General features: G+C 56.1%; 36 protein-coding genes. 34 read left to right on the top strand and 2 right to left on the bottom strand.

Translation table 11 applies throughout. The features are described 5' to 3' along the window. Window positions 1-5 precede the first annotated feature (5 nt). The 8 genes from KF892_24125 (at window position 6) to KF892_24090 (ending at window position 5,604) form a co-directional block, all read left to right on the top strand. Window positions 6-674 carry a hypothetical protein gene (locus KF892_24125; GenBank protein ID MBX3628119.1) on the top strand — a complete coding sequence of 223 codons (669 nt, stop codon included), beginning with the start codon at window positions 6-8 and terminating at the stop codon, window positions 672-674. An 807-nt stretch (window positions 675-1,481) separates the two neighbouring features. Further along, window positions 1,482-1,871: a TonB C-terminal domain-containing protein gene (locus KF892_24120; protein MBX3628118.1), complete on the top strand. Its 390-nt coding sequence runs from the start codon at window positions 1,482-1,484 to the stop codon at window positions 1,869-1,871. Window positions 1,872-2,001: 130 nt separating this feature from the next. After that, a complete protein-coding gene (locus KF892_24115; GenBank protein MBX3628117.1) occupies window positions 2,002-2,337 on the top strand; it encodes an ankyrin repeat domain-containing protein in 336 nt (111 codons plus the stop codon). A 140-nt stretch (window positions 2,338-2,477) separates the two neighbouring features. Beyond that, entirely contained in the window at window positions 2,478-3,026 is a 549-nt protein-coding gene (locus KF892_24110; protein ID MBX3628116.1) for a hypothetical protein, read from the top strand. Window positions 3,027-3,105: 79 nt separating this feature from the next. Next, window positions 3,106-3,510, top strand: coding sequence for a hypothetical protein (locus tag KF892_24105; protein ID MBX3628115.1), 405 nt, complete (start codon window positions 3,106-3,108; stop codon window positions 3,508-3,510). An 18-nt stretch (window positions 3,511-3,528) separates the two neighbouring features. Further along, window positions 3,529-4,002: a zinc-ribbon domain containing protein gene (locus tag KF892_24100; protein ID MBX3628114.1), complete on the top strand. Its 474-nt coding sequence runs from the start codon at window positions 3,529-3,531 to the stop codon at window positions 4,000-4,002. A 175-nt stretch (window positions 4,003-4,177) separates the two neighbouring features. Continuing rightward, complete coding sequence (locus tag KF892_24095) at window positions 4,178-4,486, top strand: hypothetical protein (protein MBX3628113.1); 309 nt, start codon at window positions 4,178-4,180, stop codon at window positions 4,484-4,486. A gap of 452 nt (window positions 4,487-4,938) precedes the next feature. Beyond that, window positions 4,939-5,604, top strand: a complete 666-nt coding sequence (locus KF892_24090; GenBank protein MBX3628112.1) for a hypothetical protein — start codon at window positions 4,939-4,941, stop codon at window positions 5,602-5,604. A gap of 275 nt (window positions 5,605-5,879) precedes the next feature. Here KF892_24090 and KF892_24085 read toward each other — a convergent pair whose 3' ends face one another. Then, on the bottom strand, window positions 5,880-6,287 hold the full coding sequence (locus tag KF892_24085) for a hypothetical protein (protein MBX3628111.1): 408 nt from the start codon (window positions 6,285-6,287) through the stop codon (window positions 5,880-5,882). A 135-nt stretch (window positions 6,288-6,422) separates the two neighbouring features. Here KF892_24085 and KF892_24080 point away from each other — a divergent pair, with 135 nt between their 5' ends. From KF892_24080 to KF892_24050, 7 genes are all read left to right on the top strand, one after another. Continuing rightward, window positions 6,423-6,815 (top strand): hypothetical protein, encoded by a 393-nt coding sequence (locus KF892_24080; protein MBX3628110.1) that lies wholly within the window; start codon window positions 6,423-6,425, stop codon window positions 6,813-6,815. A 1,016-nt stretch (window positions 6,816-7,831) separates the two neighbouring features. Then, window positions 7,832-8,209 carry a hypothetical protein gene (locus KF892_24075; GenBank protein MBX3628109.1) on the top strand — a complete coding sequence of 126 codons (378 nt, stop codon included), beginning with the start codon at window positions 7,832-7,834 and terminating at the stop codon, window positions 8,207-8,209. Window positions 8,210-8,879: 670 nt separating this feature from the next. Beyond that, a complete protein-coding gene (locus KF892_24070; protein ID MBX3628108.1) occupies window positions 8,880-9,563 on the top strand; it encodes a hypothetical protein in 684 nt (227 codons plus the stop codon). A 90-nt stretch (window positions 9,564-9,653) separates the two neighbouring features. Continuing rightward, window positions 9,654-10,034, top strand: coding sequence for a VOC family protein (locus tag KF892_24065; protein MBX3628107.1), 381 nt, complete (start codon window positions 9,654-9,656; stop codon window positions 10,032-10,034). 862 nt (window positions 10,035-10,896) lie between these two features. After that, window positions 10,897-11,196: a hypothetical protein gene (locus tag KF892_24060; GenBank protein ID MBX3628106.1), complete on the top strand. Its 300-nt coding sequence runs from the start codon at window positions 10,897-10,899 to the stop codon at window positions 11,194-11,196. Between the two features lie 126 nt (window positions 11,197-11,322). Beyond that, window positions 11,323-11,655: a hypothetical protein gene (locus KF892_24055; GenBank protein MBX3628105.1), complete on the top strand. Its 333-nt coding sequence runs from the start codon at window positions 11,323-11,325 to the stop codon at window positions 11,653-11,655. Window positions 11,656-11,747: 92 nt separating this feature from the next. Further along, window positions 11,748-12,206, top strand: a complete 459-nt coding sequence (locus tag KF892_24050) for a hypothetical protein (protein MBX3628104.1) — start codon at window positions 11,748-11,750, stop codon at window positions 12,204-12,206. Window positions 12,207-12,501: 295 nt separating this feature from the next. Here KF892_24050 and KF892_24045 read toward each other — a convergent pair whose 3' ends face one another. Next, window positions 12,502-12,687 carry a hypothetical protein gene (locus KF892_24045; protein MBX3628103.1) on the bottom strand — a complete coding sequence of 62 codons (186 nt, stop codon included), beginning with the start codon at window positions 12,685-12,687 and terminating at the stop codon, window positions 12,502-12,504. A 601-nt stretch (window positions 12,688-13,288) separates the two neighbouring features. Here KF892_24045 and KF892_24040 point away from each other — a divergent pair. The 19 genes from KF892_24040 to KF892_23950 all read left to right on the top strand — a co-directional run bounded on the left by KF892_24040 (window position 13,289) and on the right by KF892_23950 (window position 25,420). Further along, entirely contained in the window at window positions 13,289-13,903 is a 615-nt protein-coding gene (locus KF892_24040; GenBank protein ID MBX3628102.1) for a hypothetical protein, read from the top strand. A gap of 79 nt (window positions 13,904-13,982) precedes the next feature. Next, window positions 13,983-14,486 carry a dual specificity protein phosphatase family protein gene (locus KF892_24035; protein MBX3628101.1) on the top strand — a complete coding sequence of 168 codons (504 nt, stop codon included), beginning with the start codon at window positions 13,983-13,985 and terminating at the stop codon, window positions 14,484-14,486. A gap of 84 nt (window positions 14,487-14,570) precedes the next feature. Continuing rightward, a complete protein-coding gene (locus KF892_24030; GenBank protein ID MBX3628100.1) occupies window positions 14,571-15,281 on the top strand; it encodes a GIY-YIG nuclease family protein in 711 nt (236 codons plus the stop codon). A gap of 90 nt (window positions 15,282-15,371) precedes the next feature. Beyond that, entirely contained in the window at window positions 15,372-15,893 is a 522-nt protein-coding gene (locus KF892_24025; protein ID MBX3628099.1) for a hypothetical protein, read from the top strand. 125 nt (window positions 15,894-16,018) lie between these two features. Beyond that, complete coding sequence (locus KF892_24020) at window positions 16,019-16,366, top strand: DUF3024 domain-containing protein (protein ID MBX3628098.1); 348 nt, start codon at window positions 16,019-16,021, stop codon at window positions 16,364-16,366. A gap of 94 nt (window positions 16,367-16,460) precedes the next feature. Further along, on the top strand, window positions 16,461-16,820 hold the full coding sequence (locus KF892_24015) for a helix-turn-helix domain-containing protein (GenBank protein ID MBX3628097.1): 360 nt from the start codon (window positions 16,461-16,463) through the stop codon (window positions 16,818-16,820). Between the two features lie 131 nt (window positions 16,821-16,951). Beyond that, on the top strand, window positions 16,952-17,302 hold the full coding sequence (locus KF892_24010; protein ID MBX3628096.1) for a hypothetical protein: 351 nt from the start codon (window positions 16,952-16,954) through the stop codon (window positions 17,300-17,302). Window positions 17,303-17,376: 74 nt separating this feature from the next. Continuing rightward, window positions 17,377-18,048 carry a hypothetical protein gene (locus KF892_24005; GenBank protein MBX3628095.1) on the top strand — a complete coding sequence of 224 codons (672 nt, stop codon included), beginning with the start codon at window positions 17,377-17,379 and terminating at the stop codon, window positions 18,046-18,048. Between the two features lie 104 nt (window positions 18,049-18,152). Next, entirely contained in the window at window positions 18,153-18,614 is a 462-nt protein-coding gene (locus tag KF892_24000; protein MBX3628094.1) for a hypothetical protein, read from the top strand. An 81-nt stretch (window positions 18,615-18,695) separates the two neighbouring features. After that, on the top strand, window positions 18,696-19,208 hold the full coding sequence (locus KF892_23995) for a hypothetical protein (protein MBX3628093.1): 513 nt from the start codon (window positions 18,696-18,698) through the stop codon (window positions 19,206-19,208). A gap of 83 nt (window positions 19,209-19,291) precedes the next feature. Further along, a complete protein-coding gene (locus tag KF892_23990) occupies window positions 19,292-19,978 on the top strand; it encodes a hypothetical protein (GenBank protein MBX3628092.1) in 687 nt (228 codons plus the stop codon). Between the two features lie 310 nt (window positions 19,979-20,288). Then, window positions 20,289-20,486, top strand: coding sequence for a hypothetical protein (locus tag KF892_23985; GenBank protein ID MBX3628091.1), 198 nt, complete (start codon window positions 20,289-20,291; stop codon window positions 20,484-20,486). 104 nt (window positions 20,487-20,590) lie between these two features. Beyond that, window positions 20,591-20,941: a hypothetical protein gene (locus tag KF892_23980; protein MBX3628090.1), complete on the top strand. Its 351-nt coding sequence runs from the start codon at window positions 20,591-20,593 to the stop codon at window positions 20,939-20,941. A gap of 116 nt (window positions 20,942-21,057) precedes the next feature. Further along, on the top strand, window positions 21,058-21,498 hold the full coding sequence (locus KF892_23975) for a ribosomal protein L7/L12 (protein MBX3628089.1): 441 nt from the start codon (window positions 21,058-21,060) through the stop codon (window positions 21,496-21,498). A gap of 102 nt (window positions 21,499-21,600) precedes the next feature. Continuing rightward, window positions 21,601-22,020 carry a hypothetical protein gene (locus KF892_23970; GenBank protein MBX3628088.1) on the top strand — a complete coding sequence of 140 codons (420 nt, stop codon included), beginning with the start codon at window positions 21,601-21,603 and terminating at the stop codon, window positions 22,018-22,020. 1,040 nt (window positions 22,021-23,060) lie between these two features. Next, complete coding sequence (locus KF892_23965) at window positions 23,061-23,717, top strand: hypothetical protein (protein MBX3628087.1); 657 nt, start codon at window positions 23,061-23,063, stop codon at window positions 23,715-23,717. 78 nt (window positions 23,718-23,795) lie between these two features. Further along, window positions 23,796-24,218, top strand: coding sequence for a signal peptide prediction (locus tag KF892_23960; GenBank protein ID MBX3628086.1), 423 nt, complete (start codon window positions 23,796-23,798; stop codon window positions 24,216-24,218). Between the two features lie 263 nt (window positions 24,219-24,481). Continuing rightward, a complete protein-coding gene (locus tag KF892_23955) occupies window positions 24,482-24,892 on the top strand; it encodes a hypothetical protein (GenBank protein MBX3628085.1) in 411 nt (136 codons plus the stop codon). Between the two features lie 21 nt (window positions 24,893-24,913). After that, entirely contained in the window at window positions 24,914-25,420 is a 507-nt protein-coding gene (locus KF892_23950) for a TIR domain-containing protein (protein ID MBX3628084.1), read from the top strand. Window positions 25,421-25,445 lie beyond the last annotated feature (25 nt).

Here is a 25,445-nt window from a genome sequence, read left to right as displayed (position 1 = left end):
GCACAATGCCGCGCACTCTCTCCGAAACGCTGTTCGAGCAGTACTGCTCGAATCGTTCGATTCGCTTTCGGCAAGTTGCCGTAAGTACAGAAAGAACCCCCGACTACGACTTGTTCCTTCCAAGACGAAAGGTCATCGTCGAAGTCAAGGAGATATCAGAGAACCCTACCGAGCGCGCGCTCACAGCACAAGCCAAATCCGGAGTTCCGGTCGTACATAGCTTTTCACCGGGTGATCGCATCAGAAAGAAGATCCTCGATGCCTCTGGGCAGTTACGGTCACGCACACGGGGCCGCTATCCCGGCTTGCTTGTCGTCTTCGGAACCGGAGGCTCCCAGATGCACATCGGTCCCTATCAAGTAAGAGTCGCGATGTACGGGTTTGAAACGCTGCACTTCGTCGTCCCAGATGATCCAAAACAAGCAGCGCACGTCTCCCATGTCACATTTGGTCGAAAGCGACGTCTAACACCCGATACCAACACATCAATCAGTGCTGTCGCGACGCTAACAACGCCTCGACCTGACACCTTGGACATGAGGATCTATCACAACCAACATGCGGCCGTCCCCTTACCTCCGCAGTTGTTCGCGCGCTATGGAGTGCCGCAATACCGCCTCGGCCCCGCAACGGCGAAGGCGCCTCAGTGGGAGGAGATTCACGGTGCTGCCTAACCCTTCCATCGAGAGGACGTGCCCCGGCAAGCCGGGTCCCGCCTCTCATGTCAAACGTTAGGCGGCGCAATGGGCCAGAACGAATCGCTTCTGAAAGTTCGGTGGCGCACGGTTTTGGTGGGAGGTAGTGCCACTGCCACGAAGAGCAGGTTCGTGCCTCCGGTCGCCACCGCGATGTTTTCGTCTGAGCATCGAGGCAAAGGCAGTGCTCGCTCGATGCAGGGGTTGTCAGTCAGTCCGTGGTTTAGCCGTCGTGGGCGCCCTGCACTGTCCGAGCCATGCCACGAACCGATGCGCCCTGAAACCACACGCCGGCTAAAGTTGCTCGCTTGGCTGCGCCTTGCTTCCTCGAATGCTGCGCCGCCTAACCCTTCCATCGAGAGGACCCGCCCCGGCAAGCCGGGTCGGGCCTCTCATGTCAAACGTTAGGCGGCGCTAAAGGCAAAGCCGTGCCGAGCTGCAAAGATGGCTGGCATTCCCTTTCTCCCGTTTGGCAGGCTTTCGGGCTCATCGAAGAGGGTGTTTTGCCTGCGTTCACCACCGCAAGGTGTTTCTCTGAGCCTCGAGCAGATAACCGTGCCAACTCGATGCAGTCGTCGTCAGTCAGTCCTTGGGTTTAGCCGTCGTGGGCGCCCTGAACCGTCCGAGTCATGCCGCGAACCGATGTGCCCTGAACCCACACGCCGGCTAAAGTTGCTCGTCTGGCTGCGCCTTGCCTCCTCAGATGCAGCGCCGCCTAACCCTTCCATCGAGAGGACCCGCCCCGGCAAGCCGGGTCGGGCCTCTCATGTCAAACGTTAGGCGCTTATGAGCCGAATCGCCGCAATATCTGCCACTCTCTTCGCCAGTTCGTTGTTGGTAGCAGCAGTAGCTCAGCCCGCGTCTGGCGCTCTTCCAGGCATCGCCGCAAAGCCACCGCCGAGTTACGACGCCACATATGCCGCACGCCTCATCGCTGCGATACGACCAAACATCGTTGTCACCGAGTCAGTTCCACAAGACGCAACTGCAGAAGTGGAGATCACCACTGAACCGAGCGGTCGAGTCGCCAGTCATCGCCTCGTGAAATCAAGCGGCGCTCAAGCGTGGGATAGAGCAGTAATGCGAGCAGTTGAGAATACTGAGCGACTCCCACTCGCGCCAGATGGAACTATTCCTCGTCGGATCCATGCTCTTTTTCGTCCAGGCGCACCATGAATCGGCTCTCGTCGCCAGAAGCGCCTAACCCTTCCATCGAGAGGACTCGCCCCGGCAAGCCGGGTCGAGCCTCTCATGTCAAACGTTAGGCCGCTCGAAAGAACAAAACCCCGGGAAGCGGAGGAGCCAAATGTCAGCAGGCGACTGGAAAGACTTGTACCAAGCGGTGGAAGAAGGCAATTTGCCTCTGGTGCAGCACCACATCAAAGAAGGTGTGAACCCGAACTACCAACACCCTGAGATTCTTCGAACCCCACTCGTCACAAGCTTGGCTCTCGGCCACAAAGAGATAGCCAAGTACCTGCTTGCACACGGGGCTGATCCAAGTTTGGTTTCGGAGCTAGATAACCTGGCTCCGTTGCAGGCCGCCAAGAAGTATGGTCACCATGAGTTTGTCGCGCAGCTGCAAGCACTCGGTGCCAAAGAGCCACGTCAGCCTTTTTGGTGGCGCTGGCTTCCGGTGTAAGTACGAAGGAAGAAGGCGAGCTATGCGTTCTCTTCTTGCCAATACCCAGGCGTCCCGCGAGCGGCCTAACCCTTCCATCGAGAGGACGTCACAAGGGCTGCGCCCTTGTGCCGCCTCTCATGTCAAACGTTAGGCATCGCATGGCGCAACCTCGCATCTCGGTGATCGGCGTCTACATTCCTACCTTGGATGCAGACCGCTATCGTGCGTTTGTTGATCAAGAAGTCTCTGGCCAGAATCCAATCAACTTCTCAGACGAGTTGAAAGACTTCCTGAAGAGGGTCGGCAGAGGTGACGAGATCGTCGCGTTGGAGCCGGAAGAGCTGGAGGAGCGACGAGAGTATTTCGAACAAGAGTTCGCTGGTGTGGCGCAGATCGAAGTGCTTGTAGAAGACCCGGACAGCAAGTTTTCGGTAGGGGACTTTCAGCAAGTTAACCCTTCCATCCCAAGCTCAAGGTGGCAAGTGGCATGGTCAGAGAAATTCCTTACGCCTGACGGCTCCAAATTGCTAGGGGAGTACCGCTTCAACGATCTTCCAACTGAGCGTAGCTACCGTGTTGTCTTCTTCATCCATGATTGGAAGCAGCATTTGGGTCTAAACAGTAGCTATGGTCCCTTGGCATTGGTAGAGCCCACACCAATCCCGGAACGGCTTTGGCAAATCGCGCCCTTCGAACTCGTAGATTGAAAGCGATGCCTAACCCTTCCATCGAGAGGACATGCCCCGGCAAGCCGGGTCATGCCTCTCATGTCAAACGTTAGGCGCCATGAACGCGTTCGCCATCTGGCCCGAAGCCGAGCCAATGCTCCGGACCTACCTTGAGTTTGCCGGCAATCCCAAGGCGAATAGGTCGCTCTTCTACTCCTGGGAGTGGTTGAATTGGGTTTGTCGTCAGCATCCCGAAGAAGGATTGGAGTCGCTCGCCTGGCTCATTGATCGCGCACCAAACGAGCAGGTACTTGAAGTCATAGGTTGCGGCCATCTCCAGGATCTTCTGTGGCAGCACCCCTCGTATGCTGAACAGATCATTGCGATGGCTAAGACAAGCCGATCCTTCTATTTGGCAGCGAGGTGGTGCGAGCTAGATGATGAAGATTTGGGTGCGGAGCGAGCAAACGAGTTTCAAAGTCAACTAGACGCAAGTCCGTTTGCTGCAAAGAATGGCGCCTAACCCTTCCATCGAGAGGACATGCCCCGGCAAGCCGGGTCATGCCTCTCATGTCAAACGTTAGGCGTTCGTATAAAGCAGAACGACCGGCCAACATCCATTCCTGCAGATCCTGAGAAGTGGTCAGAGAAGAGCAAGCAAACTCTCTCCTATGGCTTCATTCGCGAGTACACAGACAAACCATACAAGTGTTGGCACTGCCAAGCGGAATGTGTCTTTACTGCTCAAGACCAGCAGTACACATACGAGGTAAAGAAGGCGAGCATTGATCAGCAGCGTTCTCTTTGCGCTGCCTGCTGGTCCGAGTCACATCGAATTAGCAACTTGCTCCTTGAGTGCGAAGAACGTTGGTCTGAAGGCAAAGCGAAACTAAAAGCCGACAAGCCGTTCCTCACCCATTGGTCAGAACTACTGGTAGCTTTGGAGGCGTATGTTCCGTACAAGCCAGACACAGCGAAGAAGAACATGCTCGCCAAGCTGCTTGCAAACGCCTAACCCTTCCATCGAGAGGACTCGCCCCGGCGAGCCGGGTCGAGCCTCTCATGTCAAACGTTAGGCGTCGCAATGAAGAGCCCGCCGAGGTGCGTTTTCGTATGCTGTTGGCATAGTCACTAGACCGGTAGCACGTTAGCCAGCACCACCCGATCAATCGAAACAACGGGAGATGAAAGTGAAGTTCACCAATGACCTGGGCAAGAAGTTGAACGAAATCGAGAAGAAGGCAAAGGGAATCAACAATCAGAGCGTTTCCATGACCGATCTTCTGACCCCGGACTTTGTGGCCAAGCACACAAGGTTCGCTAACGCTGACGAAATGTTCGGCGCCAGCGGCTTCAAGATCGAGTCTCAGGAAGACTTTGCTGCAATCCCAGATGAAAAGTGGGACGAATTCATTAGGTCAGCCTCTAGCTTCTCCAGTTGGCAAGAAATGCTGGGAAAAGCCGGAGAGCTTTGGGCAATCAAGCAGCTAGGCTTGTAAGGCGCCGCCTAACCCTTCCATCGAGAGGACGTCAAAAGGGCTGCGCCCTTTCGCCGCCTCTCATGTCAAACGTTGAGCGGCACTGAGGGCGAAGCATGTCGCCTTCGAGAAAGTCGGTGGCAAGCCAAATGGCAACGTCAGTACCTCATCGCAAGAAGCGCATGTTCGTGCCTGCGTTCGCCACCGCAATGTTTTCGTCTGCGCATTCGGCAGATCACCGTGCTCACTCGATGCAGCCGTCGTTAGTCAGTCAGTGGGTTAGCCGTCGTGGGCGCCCGGCACCAGCCGAGGCATGCTGCGAACCGAAGCGCCCTGAAAGCGCACGCCGGCTAAAGTTCATCGCCTGGCCACGCCCTGCCCCATCGAGGCAAGCGCCGCCCAACCCTTCCATCGAGAGGACGTCGCCCGGCAAGCCGGGCGCCGCCTCTCATGTCAAACGTTAGGCGTCACTAATGGAATGGCCCGAGTACTACGACCGCTGGTCAGAAGCACTTCCAAAGCCAGGCCCTGGTGCCCACTTGGCTATGGAAGAAGCGCGTAGGCGAGTTCAAAGAAACACCACCACGGATTGGGAGTGGCTGTCTTCTGCTCTAGGCGATGCCAAACGCAAGAGGTTCGTTGCCCTTCTGTTCCAAAGACAGCCGGTACCTAAACGCCTCCTAAACGCCTTCATTCTGGCTGGCGTTTTGGAACAAAACCCTAGCCTAAATCGGATGTATATAGAACCTTGTGTTCGCTCATGGGGTGGTGGAGAGATCAATCGGCGACTGCTCAGGTACTTGCGCGAAGGAACGAATGAAGAAAAGGCAGGCGCTGCCAGTGCCTTCTACTGGGCAACCAGCAACCCGAGAGACGAAGACCTTTCTGAGCTTCGAGATGAGATCCGCAGTGAGCTACTGCGCGAGTTCGTTGAGAACCCTGAAACGCGTGTTCTCCAACGAATCATTCCGCTCTTGAACCTGGATGCGAAGGCTCATCCGGAAATGAACAGGCCGCTGATCAAAGAGGCGATCTCTATCGCTAGGGCTCATCCCGATGAGTACATACGGCACCGCGTGGAGATCCAATTGGGCGTTGGTGGCCTGTTCCGGCCCATTCCAGCAGCGGGTTCAGAATGACGCCTAACCCTTCCATCGAGAGGACATGCCCCGGCAAGCCGGGTCATGCCTCTCATGTCAAACGTTAGGCGTCACAGGGGGAACGTCGGTGAACGTCCGCATGTGGCTCTACTGCCCCCCTGGTACGCTTCGGGCAAGTTTCAAAAGTAGATAGATATGGATTCCACATCTATCCACATGTGTGCACCTATGGCCACTTGTGGCTATAGGTCGCCAATCAGATAAATGTCCATATCACGTTAGGCCTCCGAAGTCGAATGCCTCGTCAGCCCTCTTCAACCGCAATTCGTGAAGCTCAGTCTCTTATGCTCAAGATGCTTGGCTACGAGTCGGAGCAAAAGCGCAAGAAGCGTGGGCTCGGGCCTCCCACTGTCTCGCTCGCAGAGGCCACCAAGCTCGCGAGTGGCCGAGGCATCAAGCTGCTTCGGCAGATTAGCCGGCGAGTGGACAGCTTTATACGAGAACGAAGAGATCAATCCGATGCTCTTCTTTCCGTGGTCAAACTCGGTGAATTCGGCGTTCTTCCAAATCACCTTCCCGTCTTGCCGAGTGCCCGCGTGCTCGCCCGAGTTTGCAATCGCGGCCGGGTAGTTTCTCGGAAGGAAGCGGAGTTGGTCACTTGCGTGCTGAAGAATGCTGACCTGGTACTCCATCTCGGTGCCAATGCCGAAGCATTGGGTCATGCTCTGGACTCGTGGAAGCCTTCTCGCACTCAGCGCCTCCCAACGCGAAGGCCTAACCCTTCCATCGAGAGGACCCGCCCCGGCAAGCCGGGTCGGGCCTCTCATGTCAAACGTTAGGCCGCACGAAGACACCTTATGCGCAAGCCCACTGCAGTTCTCGTCGCCATTACTTCAGTTGTTCTATGCGCTTGTGGCTCCGCTCCCACACGCCTTGACAAAACAGCGTTCACCTTACTCCAGCAGGGGAAAGTTCCACCCGAAAAGACGCAGGAATTCACTGACTGCCTGATGGATGGATTTAGTACCTCTCATGGATCACTGACAAACATCTCTGTCCGGCAGCAGCGAAGGGCTGAAGGAATGCGAGTTGAAGCCGTCACCAATTCAATCATCCTGGTGAGCGTGGATGTCATGAGCACAGGTCAAGTGGAAATCTATGAGAGCTATTCAGCAGCGCTTGTGAATACGTCTGGCGAGCGTGAGACTTTCAAGAAATGCCTTGAGAATCTCGGCACCAAAGTTAAGTAGCGATCGAGCGTGCGGCCTAACCCTTCCATCGAGAGGACTTGTCCCGGCAAGCCGGGCCAAGCCTCTCATGTCAAACGTTGAGCGGCACTAAAGACGAGGCATGTCGCCTTCGAGAAATTCGGTGGCAGACCAATGGCCAGTTCAGTACCTCATCGCAAGAAGAGCAAGTTCCTGCCTGCGTTCATCACCGCAATGTTCTCGTCTGTGCACTCTGCAAGTCACCGCGCCCACTCGATGCAGCGGTCGTCAGTCAGTCCGTGGGTTAGCCGGCGTGGGCGCCCTGCACCAGCCGAGGCATGCAGCGAACCGGTGCGCCCTGAAAGCACACGCCGGCTAAAGTTCGTCGCCTGGCCGCGCCCTGCCCCATCGATGCAAGCGCCGCCCAACCCTTCCATCGAGAGGACGTCGCCCGGCAAGCCGGGCGCCGCCTCTCATGTCAAACGTTAGGCGGCTCAAAGGAACACACATGTCCGTCGGTGGTGCACTACTAGTTTTGGGCCTCCTACTCACTATTGCCGCTCAATGGGCAATCGCTATCCATGCATTCGGGAAAGAGCCACTTCATGGATTGCTCTGCTTCATAGTCCCGCTATACGTATTCATATACGCCCGCAAACACAAAGTTGGCACATGGCTTCTTAAAGCTTGGTACGCCGGAGTTGCCCTCATCGTTGTCGGCGGTGTCATGGCATCGTCTTAGCCTAGGCGTCAAGCAACCCAATGGCTCCCGCAGCTTCACGCGCCGAATTGCGCACCAAGCAAGGCTGGTGCGAAATCACTCCCACTCAGGCCTCGCGCATGTGCGCCAAGCGGAGGCCGCAAGGCCGTGCAAGCACACGCTGCTTCGCAGCACGTGCCGGTAAGGTGCGTTTGCTTTCCAGCGGCTCCGCCCAACGCAGAATGCAGGTCCGGGCTGTGCCGTGTGCGCCGCCTAACCCTTCCATCGAGAGGACGCTTTCCGGCCTGCGGCCTCCAAGCGCCTCTCATGTCAAACGTTAGGCGTCAAAGGAGCAGCTGTGGAAGCGCCATGGTTCATCCTCAGTCACCGCTATGGTGGAGACACATCTGACCCAACCGCCAAAGAGCTGAGCGCCGCGCTGGATGAGGTGTACGAAGAGAATCATCCAAGCATGACTCGCGCGGACTACGAGGAACACCCCTCAGCCTATGTTCGCTACGGAACAGACACAGGCCCGATGTATGTGCTGTACATCGGACGTTCCAAGGCCGCAACCCTCGAGCAGTGGGCAGACCAAGACTATGGAGAGGAACTGTCCGAACCTCTGACCATCGAGAACGTCTCGCGAGATCAGGCGTTAGATATGTGGAAGAAGCTTCAGTCGGGTCAGATCGAAGCACTTTGCAGCGATTTCAATCTCCAGGGAAAGAGATGAAGAAGTCTCGCGCAAAGTTGACGCCTAACCCTTCCATCGAGAGGACTCGCCCCGGCAAGCCGGGTCGAGCCTCTCATGTCAAACGTTAGGCGGCCTGCAATCGAATGCGTTGCTTCGGAGTCATGCCAAGGCCGCTGTGCCTGCGTTCACGGCCGCATGAAGCACCGTCGGAAGGTCGTTCTGTTCTCGCGCGGCTGTTGAGTGCGCTGTCCGTCCGCTGGCGGCCAGCGCACGGCACTGCTTCATCGGAAGCGTCTCGCTTGCCCAGCATCGAGGTCGCTCGCCGGCCGTGTGCTGCGCACACCACCTCTTGGCCGCTGGGCCGCTCAGGCACCGGCTACGCCCGTGCCGCGAGTTTCGCTTGCTTGTCACCAGGCTCGTTCCTGCCAAGAAAGCGGCTTGCGGTAGGCTCTGCCCAGCCGAGAGGCCTCACAGTAGAGCGCCGTCGGTAGCAGCTCGGACGGCAGCAGGCCTAACCAAGAATACAAATGCAAAGCCCCAAGTCAGCGTTCCCGCTTCGTTCGCCGCTCGCTGGTTTGGTCAGTCGGTCAGCGGTTGCCCAGGTGTGCCACCAGCCGCCTAACTGCTCCATCGAGAGGACGTCGCCCGGCAAGCCGGGCGCCGCCTCTCATGTCAAACGTTAGACGCCTTCAACTTCGAGGGAGAGAAAATGTTTTGGGACTCCGTTCTCACTAGCCTCGGAACCTTGGCGAATTGGCAAACCTATGCCGCAGCGGCGTTGTTTCTTGTACTGTCGATTGGCCCCGTCGTTGCGATCGGCCTGTTGATGTCGAACTCAGGTAAAGCCGGAGGTGCAGTCGGCTGCCTCTCAATGTTGCTCATCCCATTCGTTCAGACATTTGCACTGGTGGTATTCGTCTTAACGCTCTCTCCAATCATGCTGAGGTTCTCCCAAGAAGCCGCTTGGTTGTTTCCATGGCAGCTTGTCGCCGCGGAACCTTGGTTCGTCGCAAAGCTGGTTGGGAAGCTACTACTTGCGGCTGTAGTGCTGGCGTTCATTCCAATTCTTGGAAAACTTCAGTCTCTCCACACGTTGCTACTCGGAAGTCTCGCTCTTGGCCTAGTGATCGGGCTGTTTGAGCACGTCAATCCGACCAAGTCCGTCTCAATGTGGCCGGGCTTTTGGTTCGTAGTCGGTCTAGTAGTGGTTGGCTCTGCCCTTGCTTGGGTTGGTATGGTGCTAACCGCTTTAATAGCGGCGCCGATAGAAGCTCGATTCGAAGGGCTTGGTCACCTCATAGCGCTTCCAGTAACTGCCGCGCTCGGCTTCATCCCGCTATTCGTCTACGCTGCTTGGCTCGGTCTTCACATGCGTGGCGCACAAGGCGTCTAACCCTTCCATCGAGAGGACGTCACCCGGCAAGCCGGGTGCCGCCTCTCATGTCAAACGTTGGGCGTCATAGAACGCAAACGGAGGTCACCAATGCTCAGCAGTGAAAAGCTCGTTGGCTTCGTTGCTACCGCGGCGCCGAGCAAATCTCAAGAGTTCTACGAAACCACTCTTGGCCTCCAACTCCTGGAAAGTAGCCCGTTTGCACTGGTCTTCAAAGCAGGCGCAACGACGATCAGAGTGCAAAAAGTGCAAGACGTTGTGGTCAGCGGCTATACGGCGCTCGGCTGGCAGGTCACCAACATTGCTCGCACAGTTGAAGAGCTTGCAGGTCGAGGCGTCAAGTTCCAACGCTATGCGGGTATGAATCAAAACGAAGCAGGCATCTGGCGCACACCGGATGGCTCGCAAGTTGCGTGGTTCAAAGATCCAGATGGAAATACCCTGTCCATCACGGAGTTCGCGGCAGCATGACGCCCAACCCTTCCATCGAGAGGACTTGCCCCGGCAAGCCGGGTCAAGCCTCTCATGTCAAACGTTAGGCTTCACGAGGTAGAACCAACTTATGCCCCTGCAAAAGCTCCTCATAGCCCTCATCCCCCTCGTTGCTCTTTGTTCGTGCTCGAACATTCCAAGCGACTTCAAGTTCGATCCGAACAAACCAACTGGTCTGGCTGTTGGCAGCATCTCATGGGAGAGTAGTCTGGCCAGAATCCATCTGTATGCCCAACCTCACTCCGGAGGCAAGCTCATACGCTTCTCATTCGGCTGCGATATGGTTCCCTGCCTAACGCCTTGGAATGACTCCTCCTTCTCGGCTAGCGACGACCCAAAGCAGCGTGCTGGAGGCTATGCAGTTGAGGTACCGGAAGGAAGATATCGCTTAGTCCTATGGGAAGTGGTGAGAGGTCATTGGCGCTCTGCTTCAAAGACTCCAATCAACATCGAGTTCACCGTAGAGCGAGGTAAAGCGTCGTATATAGGCAATCTCCACTTCGATCCAGAGTGGGAGAACGTCCAACTCCGAGACAAAGCGAATCGTGATTTGCCGGCACTGAAAGCTGCCTATTCAGTTCTTCGCACCACACCACTCTCGTACCAGATTGCAGAGGGGCTAGTTATCAACAAGGTGGGGGGCGCTTACCAAACTCGCCTACAAGGCCCGGTTTATGTACCGGTGTTCCGGTGAAGCCTAACCCTTCCATCGAGAGGACCAGTCCCGGCAAGCCGGGCCTGGCCTCTCATGTCAAACGTTGGGCGGCACAGGGAATCACCGCTGGCAGTCGAAAGCGTCCTTGAAATACAAAGTCGAAGTCACCGGCCATCGCACTCGCAAATGCAAAACAACACGCGCTTCAGCCAAGAAAGAGTCGATGCGCTGCTAGCCAAGGGAGTTCAAGCCTCCGCCCTTGCGGCTGATGGCTCGTACACGAAGCCTCGCAGCTGGGGCGTGTACGAAATCGCTCCTCCAAAGCGCACAGCAACTCGCCTGTATCGCCTGGGAAATCATCCCGTTCGTCAGCGAGAGCTTGAGCAGGAGTTCGGCAAGGCAAAAGTGGTTTCTCTCTTCACATCCAGAACCCTGGCGGAAGAGCTTGCGAAGCTGCTTAATCTGGGCACCAGCAGTAGCAAGTGAGCGAGCGTGTGGTGCCGCCCAACCCTTCCATCGAGAGGACGCTGCCCGGCAAGCCGGTCAGCGCCTCTCATGTCAAACGTTAGGCGCCTGAAGAGCGTTCCACCGGAATCGAGAGCAAAAGTAACCATGGCGCTGTACTACGACAACGCTGCCACGCATCTCAATGCACCTGATGGGTATGTCGCCGTCGAGCGTGTCTATGCCTTGCGCTTCTCGGATTTCAATGAGCGCGATTTGAAGCACCTTCAAGAAACTTACGAAGCTCTTCCAGGTTGGGCAGGAACCGGAAGTCACGGCTGTTCTTGTTGGTTCGGCCGTGAAGAAGTGGCTCCGTATCTCATAGCGTCAGTCGAGCCTGCTGGTTTGCAGGTGTCAGGGGTTCTCAGGCCGCAAGACTGGCATGCTTGGCACGATGCTCTAGTAACCAAGCTCCCGCAGTTCCCGGTATTCGAGGTATAGGCATGCGCAAACAGGCGCCTAACCCTTCCATCGAGCTGACGTGCCCCGGCAAGCCGGGTCACGCAGCTCATGTCAAACGTTAGGCCGCACTTATGGAAGAAACCACCGCTCTTATCTCCTTCCTTTCCGCGTTGGTCGCAATACTTGCCGCCATCTATGCCAAGCGCCAAGTCAAGGCAGCCATCGCTGCGAACCAAATCGCGTTGCATGCAAGTCGTCTGGAAATTCTCGACGGCCTATCTAGATTCCGAGTTCACCTCACCGCAAGGGGAGCCGCAATAACGGAGGAGGAGGTGTGGAAGTTCGCAGAGGTTGTAGAGCGCAGCGATTTCTACTTCCCTGAACCTGTCTACAAAAGGATGAACGACCTCCACGAAAGATCGCTGAAGCTGATGTCTATTCATGAATCTTGGCAGGAGGCAAAGGTGAGCGAGCCAACAAAGGCACCAAGCCTCGCCAAGCCAAAACAAGACTTCATGCGCGAGCTAAGAGACGATTGCTACAAGGTCACCGATGAAATCAAAAAGTACCTCCGCGTCGGTGCGGCCTAACCCTTCCATCGAGAGGACATGCCCCGGCAAGCCGGGTCATGCCTCTCATGTCAAACGTTAGGCGTCATTGTGCGAAATCGACATCACGGTGCTCAGCATCTTCCCAAAGACACGCCACCCCGGAACAATTGCCTCCTTCAAGCTCATCATCGGAAGGGGTACACCAGTGCACAACGAAATCTACGCAAGTGTGTCCATTGCAATGCGCGAGATCTTTGGTCACGGAGAGCCACTACAAAGCGGAAACGGGGAGCGCTATAGATCAGCCGGAAAGGTCACGATCTATCACGAGAATCTAGCCCCAGGAAATAGAGTCGAAGTCGCGCTTGAGCCCAAATCCGTCGCGTGCCAATGCGGCGCTACCGAAGGTGAGATCCGTTCGCTCATCGAAGAGATCCGCCGAAGCACCGGAAATGAAATTAGTTTCAATCGTCGCTATCGGTGGCCGCGGATTGGTATTGCAAGCGAGGGGGAAGCTCACCTAGTGCTTCAATCGCTACAAAGTAGGTTCGTCCCTCAGCGTGACGCCTAACCCTTCCATCGAGAGGACCCGCCCCGGCAAGCCGGGTCGGGCCTCTCATGTCAAACGTTAGGCCGCACATGAACCGAACCGCAACGAACGCTTTGCTGGCTTTTGGGTTCCTCTTGCTCGTCCTTGGCGTTATCACGCTGATGCGGCAAGTCACCAACGAACAGCCTATCGAGTGGGCGGTTCCTTGCATACTTTTGCTGGGAGGCGTTTCCCTATTAGGCGGTGTACTGATCTTCTCAGCTGGAGCGGCAAGCCAACAATGCACAACCGGCGATGCACCAAGTGATCTAGACCCCGATCTAGATCCAGATGTCTAGCAAAGGAATCGAGATACGGGCTCTGGCCACCACCTATTTGTTTGTAGCCTCGCGCTCGCATGCCAGTCCCATGCGCCGAAGCCCGAGCAAGCAGAAGCCTAGTAGCAGGTCTGCGGTGCGTTTGCTTGCCATAAACACCAGCCAACGCAGAATGCAAGTTCGGGTCGTACAGCGCGTGCGGCCTAACCCTTCCATCGAGAGGACATGCCCCGGCAAGCCGGGTCAAGCCTCTCATGTCAAACGTTGAGCGTCATAAACCGATCGCCATGCAAAGCCACTACTTCCTAGCCCTCTCGATGTTCGCGGCTGGCTGTACGTCTGTGCCAATCCCACCGCCGCTGAGCGGCGAAGAGATGGCTTCGATCTCAAACGCGCCCAAGCCCGCGCTAACCGCGGCAATTGCAAGTTGCGAGCAAGGAGCGCAAGTCGAGTTCGATCACTGCACCTACTTGGTCAAGGAAGTGGCTGAGATCCTGAAGAAGACCGAACTCTTTATAGATGTCAAACCGTCAGCTGACGCGACGGCCGACATTGCAGTAGAGATTCACAAAACGCCTAGACGTGCTCACTGGACTACGCCCAGTCACAACCCGGCTGCAGCACTCTTGTCGCTAGCCATTCCGTTCTGGTGGAAGGAATCCTACGGCTACCACTTGACGCTTCGCGAAAAGAAAGGCCGCGCCGTCGAAGTCAATACGCTGCGCGAAGGAACAGTTGTTCAGTGGTCGCTGGCCTCTCTCTTGAACATCGGAGATAAACGGGCGCTAGAGCCGAAGAGCGAGCGCGAGGCCGAACAACTGAAGGTTCAAATCCTCCGTGGGCTTCAAGCAGGCCAGACCGCGAAATGACGCCCAACCCTTCCATCGAGAGGACCAGTCCCGGCAAGCCGGGCCTGGCCTCTCATGTCAAACGTTAGAGCGCATTTGCATGTTTCTGCCAGACCTGCATTGGGTTCAAGGCATTGAGCCGCACAAGCTCGCGCTCATGCCCCGTCCGCGCGGCGGGGAGTGGCTGGAAGAAGAAGTGACTGGTTGGTGCAGAGAGTCAGTCAAGGTAGTCGTATCGCTCCTTGAGAGTCATGAGGTGCGCGAGCTAGAGCTGAACGCACAGTCAATCATCTGCAAGCAGCGTGGCATCGAGTTCCTGCACTTCCCGATCAAAGATCGCGGAGTTCCGGCCTCCGAAGCCAAGCTTCTTGAGCTTGTGCATGTGCTGCACGGTCGCCTACAGCAAGGCCAGGCAGTCGCAGTTCACTGCCGTGCAGGTATCGGGCGTACTGGTTTGGTAGCCGGCTGCTTGCTCCATCTACTTGGCATTCCCGGTCAAGACATATTCCATTTGCTCAGCCGCAGCCGAGGCGTCGCCATGCCTGACACCAACGCTCAAGCAGAGTGGGTAGAGAAGTTCTGTCGGGGCCAAAATGCGCTCTAACCCTTCCATCGAGAGGACGCTGCCCGGCAAGCCGGTCAGCGCCTCTCATGTCAAACGTTGGGCGTCACAAGCAAGTTCCGATTCATGATCAACATCAAAAACTACTGGCGCTTGGCTCCTTCCGCCCTACCCGCAAGCTTCTCCCCATTCAGCAACGAGTTGCTGTCTGCGCCAAGTGAACTGCTGCGTCGAATTCAACCGGGTGAAGGGGTGGCTTTCGCAGCCTGGGATGAAGCAGAGTTGGTTGGCAATGTCAGCGCACTTGGCGTGTGCCTAGACAGAGGCGACGAAGGCGCGCGAATGGATTGGCGCGAAGTACAAATAGTCCTGAAGCCTTTACCTGCCGGTCGTACACACTGGCGAAGCAAGGCCTTCTTTGGCTTCGCTGACTCTGTCATTCAGCGCTATGGTTTGGCCGATCTATTTGCAGAGCACTTTGTAGACCTCGATCAACTGGCGTTCTCTACTAGAAAGCCAGCGGCTGGCATCACACGTCGTCTTCCGACAATCGCAACACCTGGGTTCGTATATCTGCTTCGGTCGGAGTACGGATTCAAAATTGGCAAGACCGTAAGCATGAAGTCGAGAACACGCTTGTTTGAAGTCAAGCTGCCTTTCCGGTTCTCAGTCGAGCACTTTGCGTACTTCGACAACTACACGGAAGCCGAGAGATCTCTTCACGATCACTTTCGATCGCAGAGGCTCGAAGGCGAGTGGTTCGATCTAAAGCCGGCTGACATAGAACACATCAAGTCGCTAGGGCGGCCTGGCAAACCCGAAGAAATGCGGGTGTAGCTGTGGCATCAGTGACGCCCAACCCTTCCATCGAGAGGACGTCGCCCGGCAAGCCGGGCGACGCCTCTCATGTCAAACGTTAGAGCGCTTATGTCACCGCCACAACTCATCGCAAGTATCAAGGTTGCATTCCCAGTTCTTCCGCTGCCAGCAATGACATTGAGGCAAGCACAGCTTGCCGATCAGAGTCTTGCCAGGGAGATCTCAGAAGAAGAATGGGAAGCAGAGCGATCCATTGACGGGGCCACTCCTTGGGATGAGATCGAAGTCAGCACACTAATCGAATGTGACGCAGCACTTTCACACCTGGAAGACCAGTCTCTTTGCTACTACCTTCCCGCATACCTCTGCTTCTGCCTTGATGGCGCTTGGCCGAGAAATTTCAAGGAAGAACCAGTCTTCTGGTCCACTGTTTTCCTTCTAACGTCACTATCCGCATACAACGTCGCGCGGCTAAAGCATCTGACGGAAGTACAGGTCGATCTCGTATGCGAGTTTTTAGAGTGGGTAAAAGACACCGACCCGATTCAGCGAAATGCCGCAGAAATCGCGCTACGCAGCTATTGGAAAACGCCAGATGCAAAGCGTCGCACTTTCATCCAAGCGCTCTAACCCTTCCATCGAGAGGACGCTGCCCGGCAAGCCGGTCAGCGCCTCTCATGTCAAACGTTAGGCGTCGGAGGAAAGAAGGCCAGTGCTAGCCTTGAGGCCGTGTTGTTGCAAGTACCGCTGGAAACATGGCATTCACCGAGATTGAATTGGCGCGCTGCGAACGCGAGTTGCAAAGCTTTATGAAGCGTCGGCGACCACCTGAGCACATTCGCGACAAGCTGGATCACGGCTACAAGATCACTGGGCAAAGCGTTGTGCTCCACGACATTCGTCCCGACTGGCGCGACAAATCCAGGAAGAGGGAAACTCCGTTCGCCAAGGCAACGTTCGTCCGATTACAGAATATCTGGCGCATCTACTGGCAGATGAGTGACCTCAAGTGGCACGGGTACACGCCGCACCCAGAGGTCAATTCATTGGCCCGGTTCCTTGAGGTCGTTCACAAAGATGAGCACTGCTGTTTCTTCGGGTAGCGCACCGCCGCCTAACCCTTCCATCGAGAGGACGGCGCCCGGCAAGCCGGGCGCCGCCTCTCATGTCAAACGTTAGGCCGCATAGGAGTCGCCGATGTCGCTTGGTGAAAGACTCAAATCAGCTAGAGAGCGCATTGGCCTGTCACAGGTTTCTCTCGCCGAACTCGTTGGCATAAACCAATCGACAATCTCTGATCTTGAGCGAGGCATCAATAGTGATCCGGGGGCGGAAAGGCTAATTCGCCTCGCCGAGGCTCTTAAGGTCGATCCAAAGCATCTTCTTTTTGGTGACGAAGCCCCGCTCAACAAAGAAGGCAGCGCTCAGACTGAACCAAAATCCGAAGAGCAAGAAGACCTTCAATCACTCCTAAGGGTCTTCCAAAGACTCACGCCGCCCCACCGGAGAGCCCTCCTCGCTATCGCACGGGCGCTCCGAAACGCAGAGCATGAGTAGGTGCGTAAGTCCAACCAGGCCTTTTCAGAGAATGCGGCCTAACCCTTCCATCGAGAGGACCCGCCCCGGCAAGCCGGGTCGGGCCTCTCATGTCAAACGTTAGGCATCGGAGTACGAAAGGCTCGCGCACTATGACCGAAGACGAATACATTGCTTCCGGCACTATTAGAAGTAGTGCCTCCCTTCAGCAGCTACTTGAAACACTCAGTTCATGCGGCCATCCCGCCAAGCTGGGCGAGTCGTCCCAATTCAAAGGTGGCCAGTACGTCCGTATCAAACACGGAGAAGCTCGTATCACGGCAGAGAATATTGATCCCGCCACGTACCTCTTGCGCGGAGAGTCTGGTCAACCAGGCGAGCTGGAGCTTCTATGCGAAGCGGTATCAAATGCTCTGAAATCAGCTCACATCATCCACTCGATCGAGCTATACGACGAAGACGAGATACTCAAAAACAAGTACGCACATGAAGCCGATGCCTAACCATTCCATCGAGAGGACGTCACCCGGCAAGCCGGGTGCCGCCTCTCATGTCAAACGTTAGGCGCCTTCAAACTATGAACGTTCAGCCTCTCATTCAACAACTCGAAGGAATCGTTGCTGACTACGACGCAATGGTTCCTCGATCTCAGCACAACGATCTCAGCGATCTTCCAAAGCAGGAACGGCAAGCACTTGTCACTCGCTCTGTCGCCGCGATCAGCCGGATATCCGGAGAGAACTCGACCTACGTCAATGAAGCCAAGCGCCTACTGAAAGACCTCCCTCACCTCCACACGCACACCTCCTCCATCATTGGCGTCGTCAAGGCGTTGCTTGCAGATGTGAAGGCCGGCCACCTGCAGTCGCTCGTTGAGCTTGTTCACGGCGAGACATTCGCTGACTTCCTGGAAATGGCGCAACACCTGGTCGATGCTGGCTACAAGGACGCCGCGGGCGTCATAGCCGGCTCGGCCCTAGAGTCACACCTGCGGATGCTTTGCGCTAAAGCAGGCGTTCCTATCGAATCAACGAAACCGGATGGAAGCACGACACCAAAGAAGGCCGAGTCCATGAATGCTGATCTCGCTGGCGCAAACGTCTACTCGAAACTAGACCAGAAGAATGTCACAGCCTGGCTGGATCTTCGCAACAAGGCTGCACATGGGAAGTACGGGGAATACAAGGTCGACCAAGTCACGTTGCTAATCGCAGGCGTCCGAGACTTTCTCACTCGAATACCGGCATGAGTGGCATGCAGGCGCCTAACCCTTCCATCGAGAGGACGTCACAAGGGCTCCGCCCTTGTGCCGCCTCTCATGTCAAACGTTAGACCGCATCACCCCATAGTTCCATGGCCGACACATCAGTCAACCACGAAGCGGAGCGCTGGATCGTCGAGCATGGCCTTCCAGTTCACTTCGAAGGTCAGCGGTTTCAGCCTAAGCGCCTCAAGTTAACTTGGGGTGGTCTCTTTGCGTTTGATGCGGTTAGCGATGATGGAAAGATCGTTGCCGCGGTATCTACGAGCGCAGCGCGTACTGCAACCAAGAAACTGGCCTCCGCGAAGTACCAGAAGCTCAAGACAGATGCCTTGTATCTGCTTCACGTTGATGGTGATTGCAGAAAGGTCATGGTCTTCACTGAGTCGTGTATGCACGACTACTTCAAGGCCACAGTTCTCGCCGGTCGGTTTCCACCTGCCATAGAGTTGGTCCACATCCCACTTCCTCCACCACTACAGGCAAGGGTTCTAGTTACAAGATCGCTCGCTTCCAAGGAAACCTCCCCCGCGAGGCAGCAAGATGCGGTCTAACCCTTCCATCGAGAGGACATGCCCCGGCAAGCCGGGTCATGCCTCTCATGTCAAACGTTGGGCGTCACAAGGAGAGTTTTCGTGCTGAGTCTGAGCAGTCCGCGTTGGCAAGAGCTTGAGCACGCCTACGGAAGCGCGGGAGACATTCCGATGTTGCTGGAGCAGATTGCTCAGTTCCCGGAAGACAACGTCGACTCCGGCCCTTGGTTCCAACTCTGGAGCGCACTCGCTCACCAAGGTGATGTCTACTCCGCATCGTTCGCGGCAGTGCCTCATGTCATTGCAGCACTGGCCAAGTCGCCAACCACGGCGCACGAGTCCTACTTTCACTTTCCCGCATGGGTAGAGATCTGCCGAGCAAAGCAAGAAATAGCTGTCCCCACTGAGCTTCAAGAGGCCTACTTCAGTTCTCTGGGCAGGCTCCCACAGTTCGTAGCGCAGGCGGCCACAAAAGCTTGGAGCCTCGGCTTCCTCGCCTGCGCGCTATCTGCGGCTGCGGCGGCAAAGGGGCAGCACGCCGTAGCAGAGGCAATCCTTGAAATGGCCGAAGAAGGCACAGCTGAAGAGTTTCTAGAGTGGCACTACGACCAGTGACGCCCAACCCTTCCATCGAGAGGACTCGCCCCGGCAAGCCGGGTCGAGCCTCTCATGTCAAACGTTAGACCGCACAGCTCGCTATGCCGCAACTAATTAAGCATCTGGAGACAGAGCAGTCGCTTTACCTGTTTTCGGACGATCTGGTGTGGGGCTGTAGGTACTACGCTGCACAGGCCGAACAGGCTCCACATGATTTCGAGCGCTACCTAGCTACGACGTCGTGCGTGTTTATGGCCGCGTCAGTACTTGAGGCAAAGCTCAACGAACTGATCGCGAACGTAGTTGGAATGAACTCGAAAACCACTTATCTACCCTTCCCTTTTTGGAAGGTGTTGCACGAGACGCGCAAGGACTTCTCGTACAAGGACAAATGGAACCTCATTGCAGCCGCATCGAGAGGCACGGTATGGGACTCAGGGGCAGAGCCGTTCCAGTCATACGAACTTATTGCTTCTCTGCGAAATGAACTGATTCACTACAAGGGTGAAGTTGGCCAAAGTGCGAAGCCTCCCGTGAAGAAGATCAATGCGCTACTTGAGCGTTTCAAAGGTCCTGGTTACGTTTTCCTAGCGGCTCCAACGGATACGCATTGGGTGACAGAGCTTCTGAGCTCAAAGGAACTTGCCAAGTGGATCGCCGACGCAGTTGATGATCTCGATATGCGGTTCGACAGCTTGCTTTCCGGCAAGGAGCTAACGGAACACGAGAAGAACACATATGAGACTCGCAAGATCTTCCAGAACCCGTTCAACAAGAGTGCGGTCTAACCCTTCCATCGAGAGGACATGCCCCGGCAAGCCGGGTCATGCCTCTCATGTCAAACGTTAGGCGGCAAAGGTGCTTCTCCGTCGTACCGTTCTCGTCAGCGGCTTATTCAGTCAGCTCGCCTTTGGTTCAGAGGCTGAGAACGCATTCCGCAAACTCGAAGATTCGACAGAGGTTCGGCTCCAAGCAGCATATTCCTCCGAGGCGATCCGAATCACAGATCCGGCATCAGTTCGAGAGCTAGCGGAGGAAGTCTCCAGGCTTCAGAGAAAACACTGGGAAGAGGAGACCGTGATCAAACACGGAGGCTGCATGTATCAAGTCTCCTTCTTAGCGGATCGCCAAGTGTTGCTGCATCTGTATGTCTATTCAGAGCAAGTCCACCGACACATAGACAAAGATGCGAAGAGCAAGCAGGCAACAGCGGTTCTACGTCCAGAAGATTTGCCAAAGCTGAAGGCTTGGCTTGGTCAGCTCAAGCGTGGGGCGCGCTGCAAAAATGCCGCCTAACCCTTCCATCGAGAGGACCAGTCCCGGCAAGCCGGGCCTGGCCTCTCATGTCAAACGTTAGGCCTCACGAAAGCCCGCGAGACGCTTGTCACATTGGAAACTTCATGCTTTCACTCCGCATTGATCAGTTCGAGTTTGACGATCCAGGAAGCGAGGAAGCGCTCGAAATCGACATTTCTCGCAAATCAAAGTTTCCACATCCAGACGTTTCCTCCTTTGTGGGCGCAACAGTTGGGGTCAAGGCTGCGTCAGAACTGCCCGAACCGAAGCCCTTCCATCTCGTGCAAGCCCGCGGCCAAGTCAGCGAGTATGTAAAGCGCTTCGCGAACATTGAGATTCCTTTGCACGCAGACTGGCCACCGTATGCACTGGCAACCGAATCTTGGGATGAAACGCACTTGGTGATCTGTAGCGTCGATCTCTTCATTCGCTACCAATGGTCGACAAGCGCATGAGTTTTAGTAAAGGCCCGTCAGTTCGCGCGAGGCCTAACCCTTCCATCGAGAGGACATGCCCCGGCAAGCCGGGTCATGCCTCTCATGTCAAACGTTAGAGCGCATCAATCGCGGTATTGAAGATGCAACCCACTCACCACACCGTTCCGCCCGAAGTACTGGCCGCAATTGATCGTGGAAACAAGATCGAGGCCATCAAGCTGCTGCGAGACGCAACCGGTCTAGGTCTGAAAGAAGCCAAAGATGCGGTCGAGCAGATTGAAGCGGGCGGCCCGCTGGTCCTCGCGCAGAAGACTACCAAGGCAACGGGCAGCGAAGTAGTTGCTAGCGCCCTGCAGCAAGGCAACAAGCTCGAAGCTATCCGCTTGTATCGGGAGCAGAAGGGTGTGGGGCTAAAAGAAGCGAAAGATGCCATCGAGGCAATGCTGGAAGGCCAGCAAATCACCGCTTCGGGTCTCTCGCCAGGCGAAGTCAAGAGTTCCGCCGGCCTCATGTGGTTTGCGGTTGCCCTGGTCGTCGGCGTCGCAGCTGCCTACTTCTACTTTCGGCAGAGCTAGCGCGGTGCACAAAATGCGCTCTAACCCTTCCATCGAGAGGACGCTTTCCGGCCTACGGCCTCCAAGCGCCTCTCATGTCAAACGTTAGACCGCTTAGAAGAGATGAAGCAACGATTTATCTTTTCCACCGTCGCTCTCGTTGGCATGGGCGTGCTTCAAATATGGGCGTGTGTCTCATTGCTTGGGCTCTTGGCCGCCAACCTCAGCGCGCATGGATTCTTCGGCCTTTCCGTCTATGCAGTGCTGGTTGCGGAGCACTTCATCGCGTATGTACCGATAAGCTTGCTGATCGGCTTCTTAGTCGGAAATGCCATAAGAAGTAATGCGGTACAAGCCAGCTTCGTTGTCGCCACGTCGGCATTCCTCTGGCTGCTTATCTCCGGCGCAGAGCTATGGTTACCTAACGCAACTCTTGTCCAAGCCGCAAAAACTATCGCCTTCGCATTTGCTACGTCAGGAGTCCTCCTATTCCTGGCCACGCCGGTTGGTGCGCTACTTGCCGTGCGGTACAAAGCGGCCTAACCCTTCCATCGAGAGGACATGCCCCGGCAAGCCGGGTCATGCCTCTCATGTCAAACGTTAGAGCGCAGTAGCCGCTCCATCCAATATGCTCGCTGCCCTCGTCATTGGTGCACTTCTTCTCGCCTTAGTCGGGCTACTCATCTTCGTGCGCTGGGATCGAAAGCGCATGGCGAATTCGAAACCAGAACCGCTTACTAGGGAGGCACTCGAAGGCGGCTGGAAGCCGAAGGAACCGCAGTACTGGAAGCTATGGATCGGACTGTCCGTCGTTTCAGGTTCTCTGGCGCTTGCGTCATTCGTAAATCCGCCAAGCCCTCCGTTCACCGGAAAGTACAGCTCACTGCATTTGTTCCACCATGAATCAATGGGTCCCAATGGAAGCGCATACGGCTATTCCGCATTTGCGGGCGTCTGCTTGGTTGCTGGCCTCTTGCGTCGTCGCAGGGAGCACATGAAGCACTAGTACTGAAATCGCGGTGTAACCATGTGCCATGCAAAGATGCGCTCTAACCCTTCCATCGAGAGGACTCGCCCCGGCAAGCCGGGTCGAGCCTCTCATGTCAAACGTTGAGCATCACGAGTGGTCCTGTGCGTTCCTGGTTGCTTATGAGCCTTCGGTCAGCATCGCAAATCCAATTCGCGTGCGTGGCTGCCAAGCCTTCGGTCACCGATCGCTTTCTGCCGCCGAAGCTGAACACCGCGCTTGCCACCCACCGAGACACTTCGAAAGATGAAGGTCAGGCTCGTCACGCTTCGGCACCCGTGCGATGCCATCGGCCGGCCGGTAAAGGTCAGTCAATGGTTGGCGCTTCACGCCGCTTGAGTAGTCAGTCCTGGGGCGCCGCCACAGGCGGCGGTGGGGTTGCTCGTCTGGCCAAGCCCGAGCTACGCTCCACCACACTTTCACGGGCGTCCTGCTTGGAAAGCCCTGCTCTTCTCAGAGGCGCGATGCTCAACCCTTCCATCGAGAGGACCCGCCCCGGCAAGCCGGGTCGGGCCTCTCATGTCAAACGTTAGCAATCATGAGCACATCACCAAGCATGAACACCGCTGCAATCGCAATGTCCATGGCAGTCTTTGCCACCTCCGCTGTATCCGGCGAAGTGAGCCCAATTTCCATCAACCAAACTAGTCAGCATTCGCAACTCACCGAGCGATGGTGGCAATGGGCAATGGCCGTTCCACGCCAGCAAAGCCCCGTCTCCGATCCGTCGGGGGCGCGCTGCGGAGACGGTCAGACTGGATCCACGTGGTTTCTAGCCGGTGGTTTTGGGTCATCAAAGATTCGCAGAAAGTGCACGGTACCTGAAGGAAAGTCATTGTTCTTTCCCCTCATTAATACGGTGTACTACGCCGCACGCGACGCAGAAACATTCACGTGTGAAAGAGCTAAGTCTTTGGCCAAACTCACCAACGACACGGCAATCGACCTGTTTGCAGAGGTCGATGGAACGCCCATTGAAAACCTAAAGGCATATCGCTTCGCATCCGATCGGTGCTTCAACATATTTTCACGAGTGCCCAAAACACAGAGCGCGTACAACGCGTATCCGTCAGCCACGGACGGCTATTGGCTTCTCCTAAAGCCTCTTTCTCCAGGGCGCCACACGTTGAAATTCGGTGGAAAGTACAACCATAGCTCGGTCGACTTTGGCCGCATGGTGCAAGACATCGAGTACGAGCTATTCGTCGAGTGATTGCTAACCCTTCCATCGAGAGGACATGCCCCGGCAAGCCGGGTCATGCCTCTCATGTCAAACGTTAGACGCCGCTGAATGCGATGGCTCAGAGTCGCAAAGGTTCTTTGGGCGCTCCCCTGCTCGCTGGGCGGCTTGCTTCTGGCCACAGTGCCATTGGTGCTCGGCGGCAGCGCGAAGGTCCGTGCCGGAGCGCTGGAAGTCACCTATCGCAAGCGTCTAGCCAGTTGCGGCAAGCTTGCACTTGCGTTGCCATTCAGGGGCATCGTCTTCGGCCATGTCATCCTGGCAGTCACTCAAGAAGAACTCACACACATTGGTCCCCATGAGCGAGTCCATGTCGAGCAATACGAGCGCTGGGGCCCAGTCTTCTTCCTCGCATATCCAGCATCCAGCCTTTGGCAGCTACTGCAAGGCCGCGATCCATACTGGTACAACCACTTTGAGGTTCAGGCCCGCTTGCGAAGCACCGAAGTCCATCGGCAGAGCGGCGGCGTCTAACCCTTCCATCGAGAGGACCCGCCCCGGCAAGCCGGGGCGGGCCTCTCATGTCAAACGTTAGGCGTCGCCAGGGGGCCTCGGTGAACTTCCTCAGCCGGCTGTACTGCCCCCACTGGTACGCTTCGGCCAAGTTTCAGAAGTGGATAGATATGGACTCCAAATCTATCCACAAATGGCTAGATCTATCCACTTGTGGCTACATCTGGCTTCCAAGATTAATGTCTATATCACGTTGGGCGTCACGTTAACCAGGCGAGGCATTCATGGACACAAGCTCCGACAAGCACAAGCACCTGGATTTCGTACAGACCGCAATCAACCGCATGGCAAGCAACCTGTTCCTTCTCAAAGGTTGGAGCATTACGCTGATCGCCGCGCTTTTCGCCCTCGCTGCCAAAGACTCGAATAAGTTCTACGTGCTGATTGCGTACTTTCCGCTATTCATCTTCTGGTCCCTAGATGGCTACTTTCTTAGCCAAGAGCGCAAATTTCGCGCGCTCTACGATTACGTTCGGAAGCTTGATGAAAAGCAAATCGACTTCTCTATGGATACGCGCCCATTTAGCAATGATCCGAGAAACAGCTGGTTCGGCGCAATGTCATCAAGAACCCTGGTCATCTACTACGGCGGCCTAGCGGCCGTAATGCTTGTCCTCATGTACCTTGTTCGCTAACCATAACGGTGAGGGAATCACATGGCACGCAGATGCTTCTACAGCTTTCACTACGAGCCAGACAACTGGCGAGCTTCTACCGTTCGCCAGATCGGTGCCATTGAAGGCAACCAGCCCGCGAGAGACAACGACTGGGAGTCAATCGCTCACGGGCCGAACCATGAAGAAAAGATCAAACAGTGGATCTCCGGCCAAATGCAAGGCCGGACCTGCACCATTGTTTTGGTAGGCGAAGGTACTGCTCGTCGAAAGTGGATCAACCACGAGATCATCAAGTCGTGGAACGACGGGCTTGGCGTGGTCGGCATCCGCATTCACGGACTCAAGAACCGACTCGGTGAAACCTGCGTTGCAGGTGACAACCCGTTTGATCACATCACGCACGGCCCTAGCCAAAAGCCTCTCTCGTCTCTGGTGAAGTGCTACAACCCAGGCGGCAGTACGAGCCAAGAACGCTATGCATGGATAGCGGAGCATCTTTCAAATGCGGTTGAAGAAGCAATACGAATTCGCAAGGCAAGTTCGTAACTGCGCGACGCCCAACCCTTCCATC

This window comes from Rhizobacter sp. (assembly GCA_019635355.1).
Taxonomy (GTDB): Bacteria; Pseudomonadota; Gammaproteobacteria; order Burkholderiales; family Burkholderiaceae_C; genus Rhizobacter.
The sequence above is the reverse complement of the archived record's forward strand: the minus strand, read 5'-3'. Positions and strand labels throughout refer to the sequence as shown.

What these genes read in the sequence shown, in the direction of transcription:
- KF892_24010 (MBX3628096.1), top strand. Translation starts at nt 16,952, where the DNA reads ATGACCGAAGACGAATACATTGCTTCCGGCACTATTAGAAGTAGTGCC.
- KF892_24025 (MBX3628099.1), top strand. Translation starts at nt 15,372, where the DNA reads ATGTCACCGCCACAACTCATCGCAAGTATCAAGGTTGCATTCCCAGTT.
- KF892_23950 (MBX3628084.1), top strand. Translation starts at nt 24,914, where the DNA reads ATGGCACGCAGATGCTTCTACAGCTTTCACTACGAGCCAGACAACTGG.
- KF892_23990 (MBX3628092.1), top strand. Translation starts at nt 19,292, where the DNA reads ATGCCGCAACTAATTAAGCATCTGGAGACAGAGCAGTCGCTTTACCTG.
- KF892_24060 (MBX3628106.1), top strand. Translation starts at nt 10,897, where the DNA reads ATGCAAAACAACACGCGCTTCAGCCAAGAAAGAGTCGATGCGCTGCTA.
- KF892_24080 (MBX3628110.1), top strand. Translation starts at nt 6,423, where the DNA reads ATGCGCAAGCCCACTGCAGTTCTCGTCGCCATTACTTCAGTTGTTCTA.
- KF892_23980 (MBX3628090.1), top strand. Translation starts at nt 20,591, where the DNA reads ATGCTTTCACTCCGCATTGATCAGTTCGAGTTTGACGATCCAGGAAGC.
- KF892_24000 (MBX3628094.1), top strand. Translation starts at nt 18,153, where the DNA reads ATGGCCGACACATCAGTCAACCACGAAGCGGAGCGCTGGATCGTCGAG.
- KF892_24005 (MBX3628095.1), top strand. Translation starts at nt 17,377, where the DNA reads ATGAACGTTCAGCCTCTCATTCAACAACTCGAAGGAATCGTTGCTGAC.
- KF892_24050 (MBX3628104.1), top strand. Translation starts at nt 11,748, where the DNA reads ATGGAAGAAACCACCGCTCTTATCTCCTTCCTTTCCGCGTTGGTCGCA.
- KF892_23970 (MBX3628088.1), top strand. Translation starts at nt 21,601, where the DNA reads ATGAAGCAACGATTTATCTTTTCCACCGTCGCTCTCGTTGGCATGGGC.
- KF892_23955 (MBX3628085.1), top strand. Translation starts at nt 24,482, where the DNA reads ATGGACACAAGCTCCGACAAGCACAAGCACCTGGATTTCGTACAGACC.
- KF892_24020 (MBX3628098.1), top strand. Translation starts at nt 16,019, where the DNA reads ATGGCATTCACCGAGATTGAATTGGCGCGCTGCGAACGCGAGTTGCAA.
- KF892_24070 (MBX3628108.1), top strand. Translation starts at nt 8,880, where the DNA reads ATGTTTTGGGACTCCGTTCTCACTAGCCTCGGAACCTTGGCGAATTGG.
- KF892_24035 (MBX3628101.1), top strand. Translation starts at nt 13,983, where the DNA reads ATGTTTCTGCCAGACCTGCATTGGGTTCAAGGCATTGAGCCGCACAAG.
- KF892_24100 (MBX3628114.1), top strand. Translation starts at nt 3,529, where the DNA reads ATGCCCCGGCAAGCCGGGTCATGCCTCTCATGTCAAACGTTAGGCGTT.
- KF892_24115 (MBX3628117.1), top strand. Translation starts at nt 2,002, where the DNA reads ATGTCAGCAGGCGACTGGAAAGACTTGTACCAAGCGGTGGAAGAAGGC.
- KF892_24030 (MBX3628100.1), top strand. Translation starts at nt 14,571, where the DNA reads ATGATCAACATCAAAAACTACTGGCGCTTGGCTCCTTCCGCCCTACCC.
- KF892_24090 (MBX3628112.1), top strand. Translation starts at nt 4,939, where the DNA reads ATGGAATGGCCCGAGTACTACGACCGCTGGTCAGAAGCACTTCCAAAG.
- KF892_24055 (MBX3628105.1), top strand. Translation starts at nt 11,323, where the DNA reads ATGGCGCTGTACTACGACAACGCTGCCACGCATCTCAATGCACCTGAT.
- KF892_24085 (MBX3628111.1), bottom strand. Translation starts at nt 6,287, where the DNA reads ATGACCCAATGCTTCGGCATTGGCACCGAGATGGAGTACCAGGTCAGC.
- KF892_24120 (MBX3628118.1), top strand. Translation starts at nt 1,482, where the DNA reads ATGAGCCGAATCGCCGCAATATCTGCCACTCTCTTCGCCAGTTCGTTG.
- KF892_24110 (MBX3628116.1), top strand. Translation starts at nt 2,478, where the DNA reads ATGGCGCAACCTCGCATCTCGGTGATCGGCGTCTACATTCCTACCTTG.
- KF892_24015 (MBX3628097.1), top strand. Translation starts at nt 16,461, where the DNA reads ATGTCGCTTGGTGAAAGACTCAAATCAGCTAGAGAGCGCATTGGCCTG.
- KF892_23985 (MBX3628091.1), top strand. Translation starts at nt 20,289, where the DNA reads ATGTATCAAGTCTCCTTCTTAGCGGATCGCCAAGTGTTGCTGCATCTG.
- KF892_23960 (MBX3628086.1), top strand. Translation starts at nt 23,796, where the DNA reads ATGCGATGGCTCAGAGTCGCAAAGGTTCTTTGGGCGCTCCCCTGCTCG.
- KF892_23965 (MBX3628087.1), top strand. Translation starts at nt 23,061, where the DNA reads ATGAACACCGCTGCAATCGCAATGTCCATGGCAGTCTTTGCCACCTCC.
- KF892_24065 (MBX3628107.1), top strand. Translation starts at nt 9,654, where the DNA reads ATGCTCAGCAGTGAAAAGCTCGTTGGCTTCGTTGCTACCGCGGCGCCG.
- KF892_24105 (MBX3628115.1), top strand. Translation starts at nt 3,106, where the DNA reads ATGAACGCGTTCGCCATCTGGCCCGAAGCCGAGCCAATGCTCCGGACC.
- KF892_24040 (MBX3628102.1), top strand. Translation starts at nt 13,289, where the DNA reads ATGTCAAACGTTGAGCGTCATAAACCGATCGCCATGCAAAGCCACTAC.
- KF892_24125 (MBX3628119.1), top strand. Translation starts at nt 6, where the DNA reads ATGCCGCGCACTCTCTCCGAAACGCTGTTCGAGCAGTACTGCTCGAAT.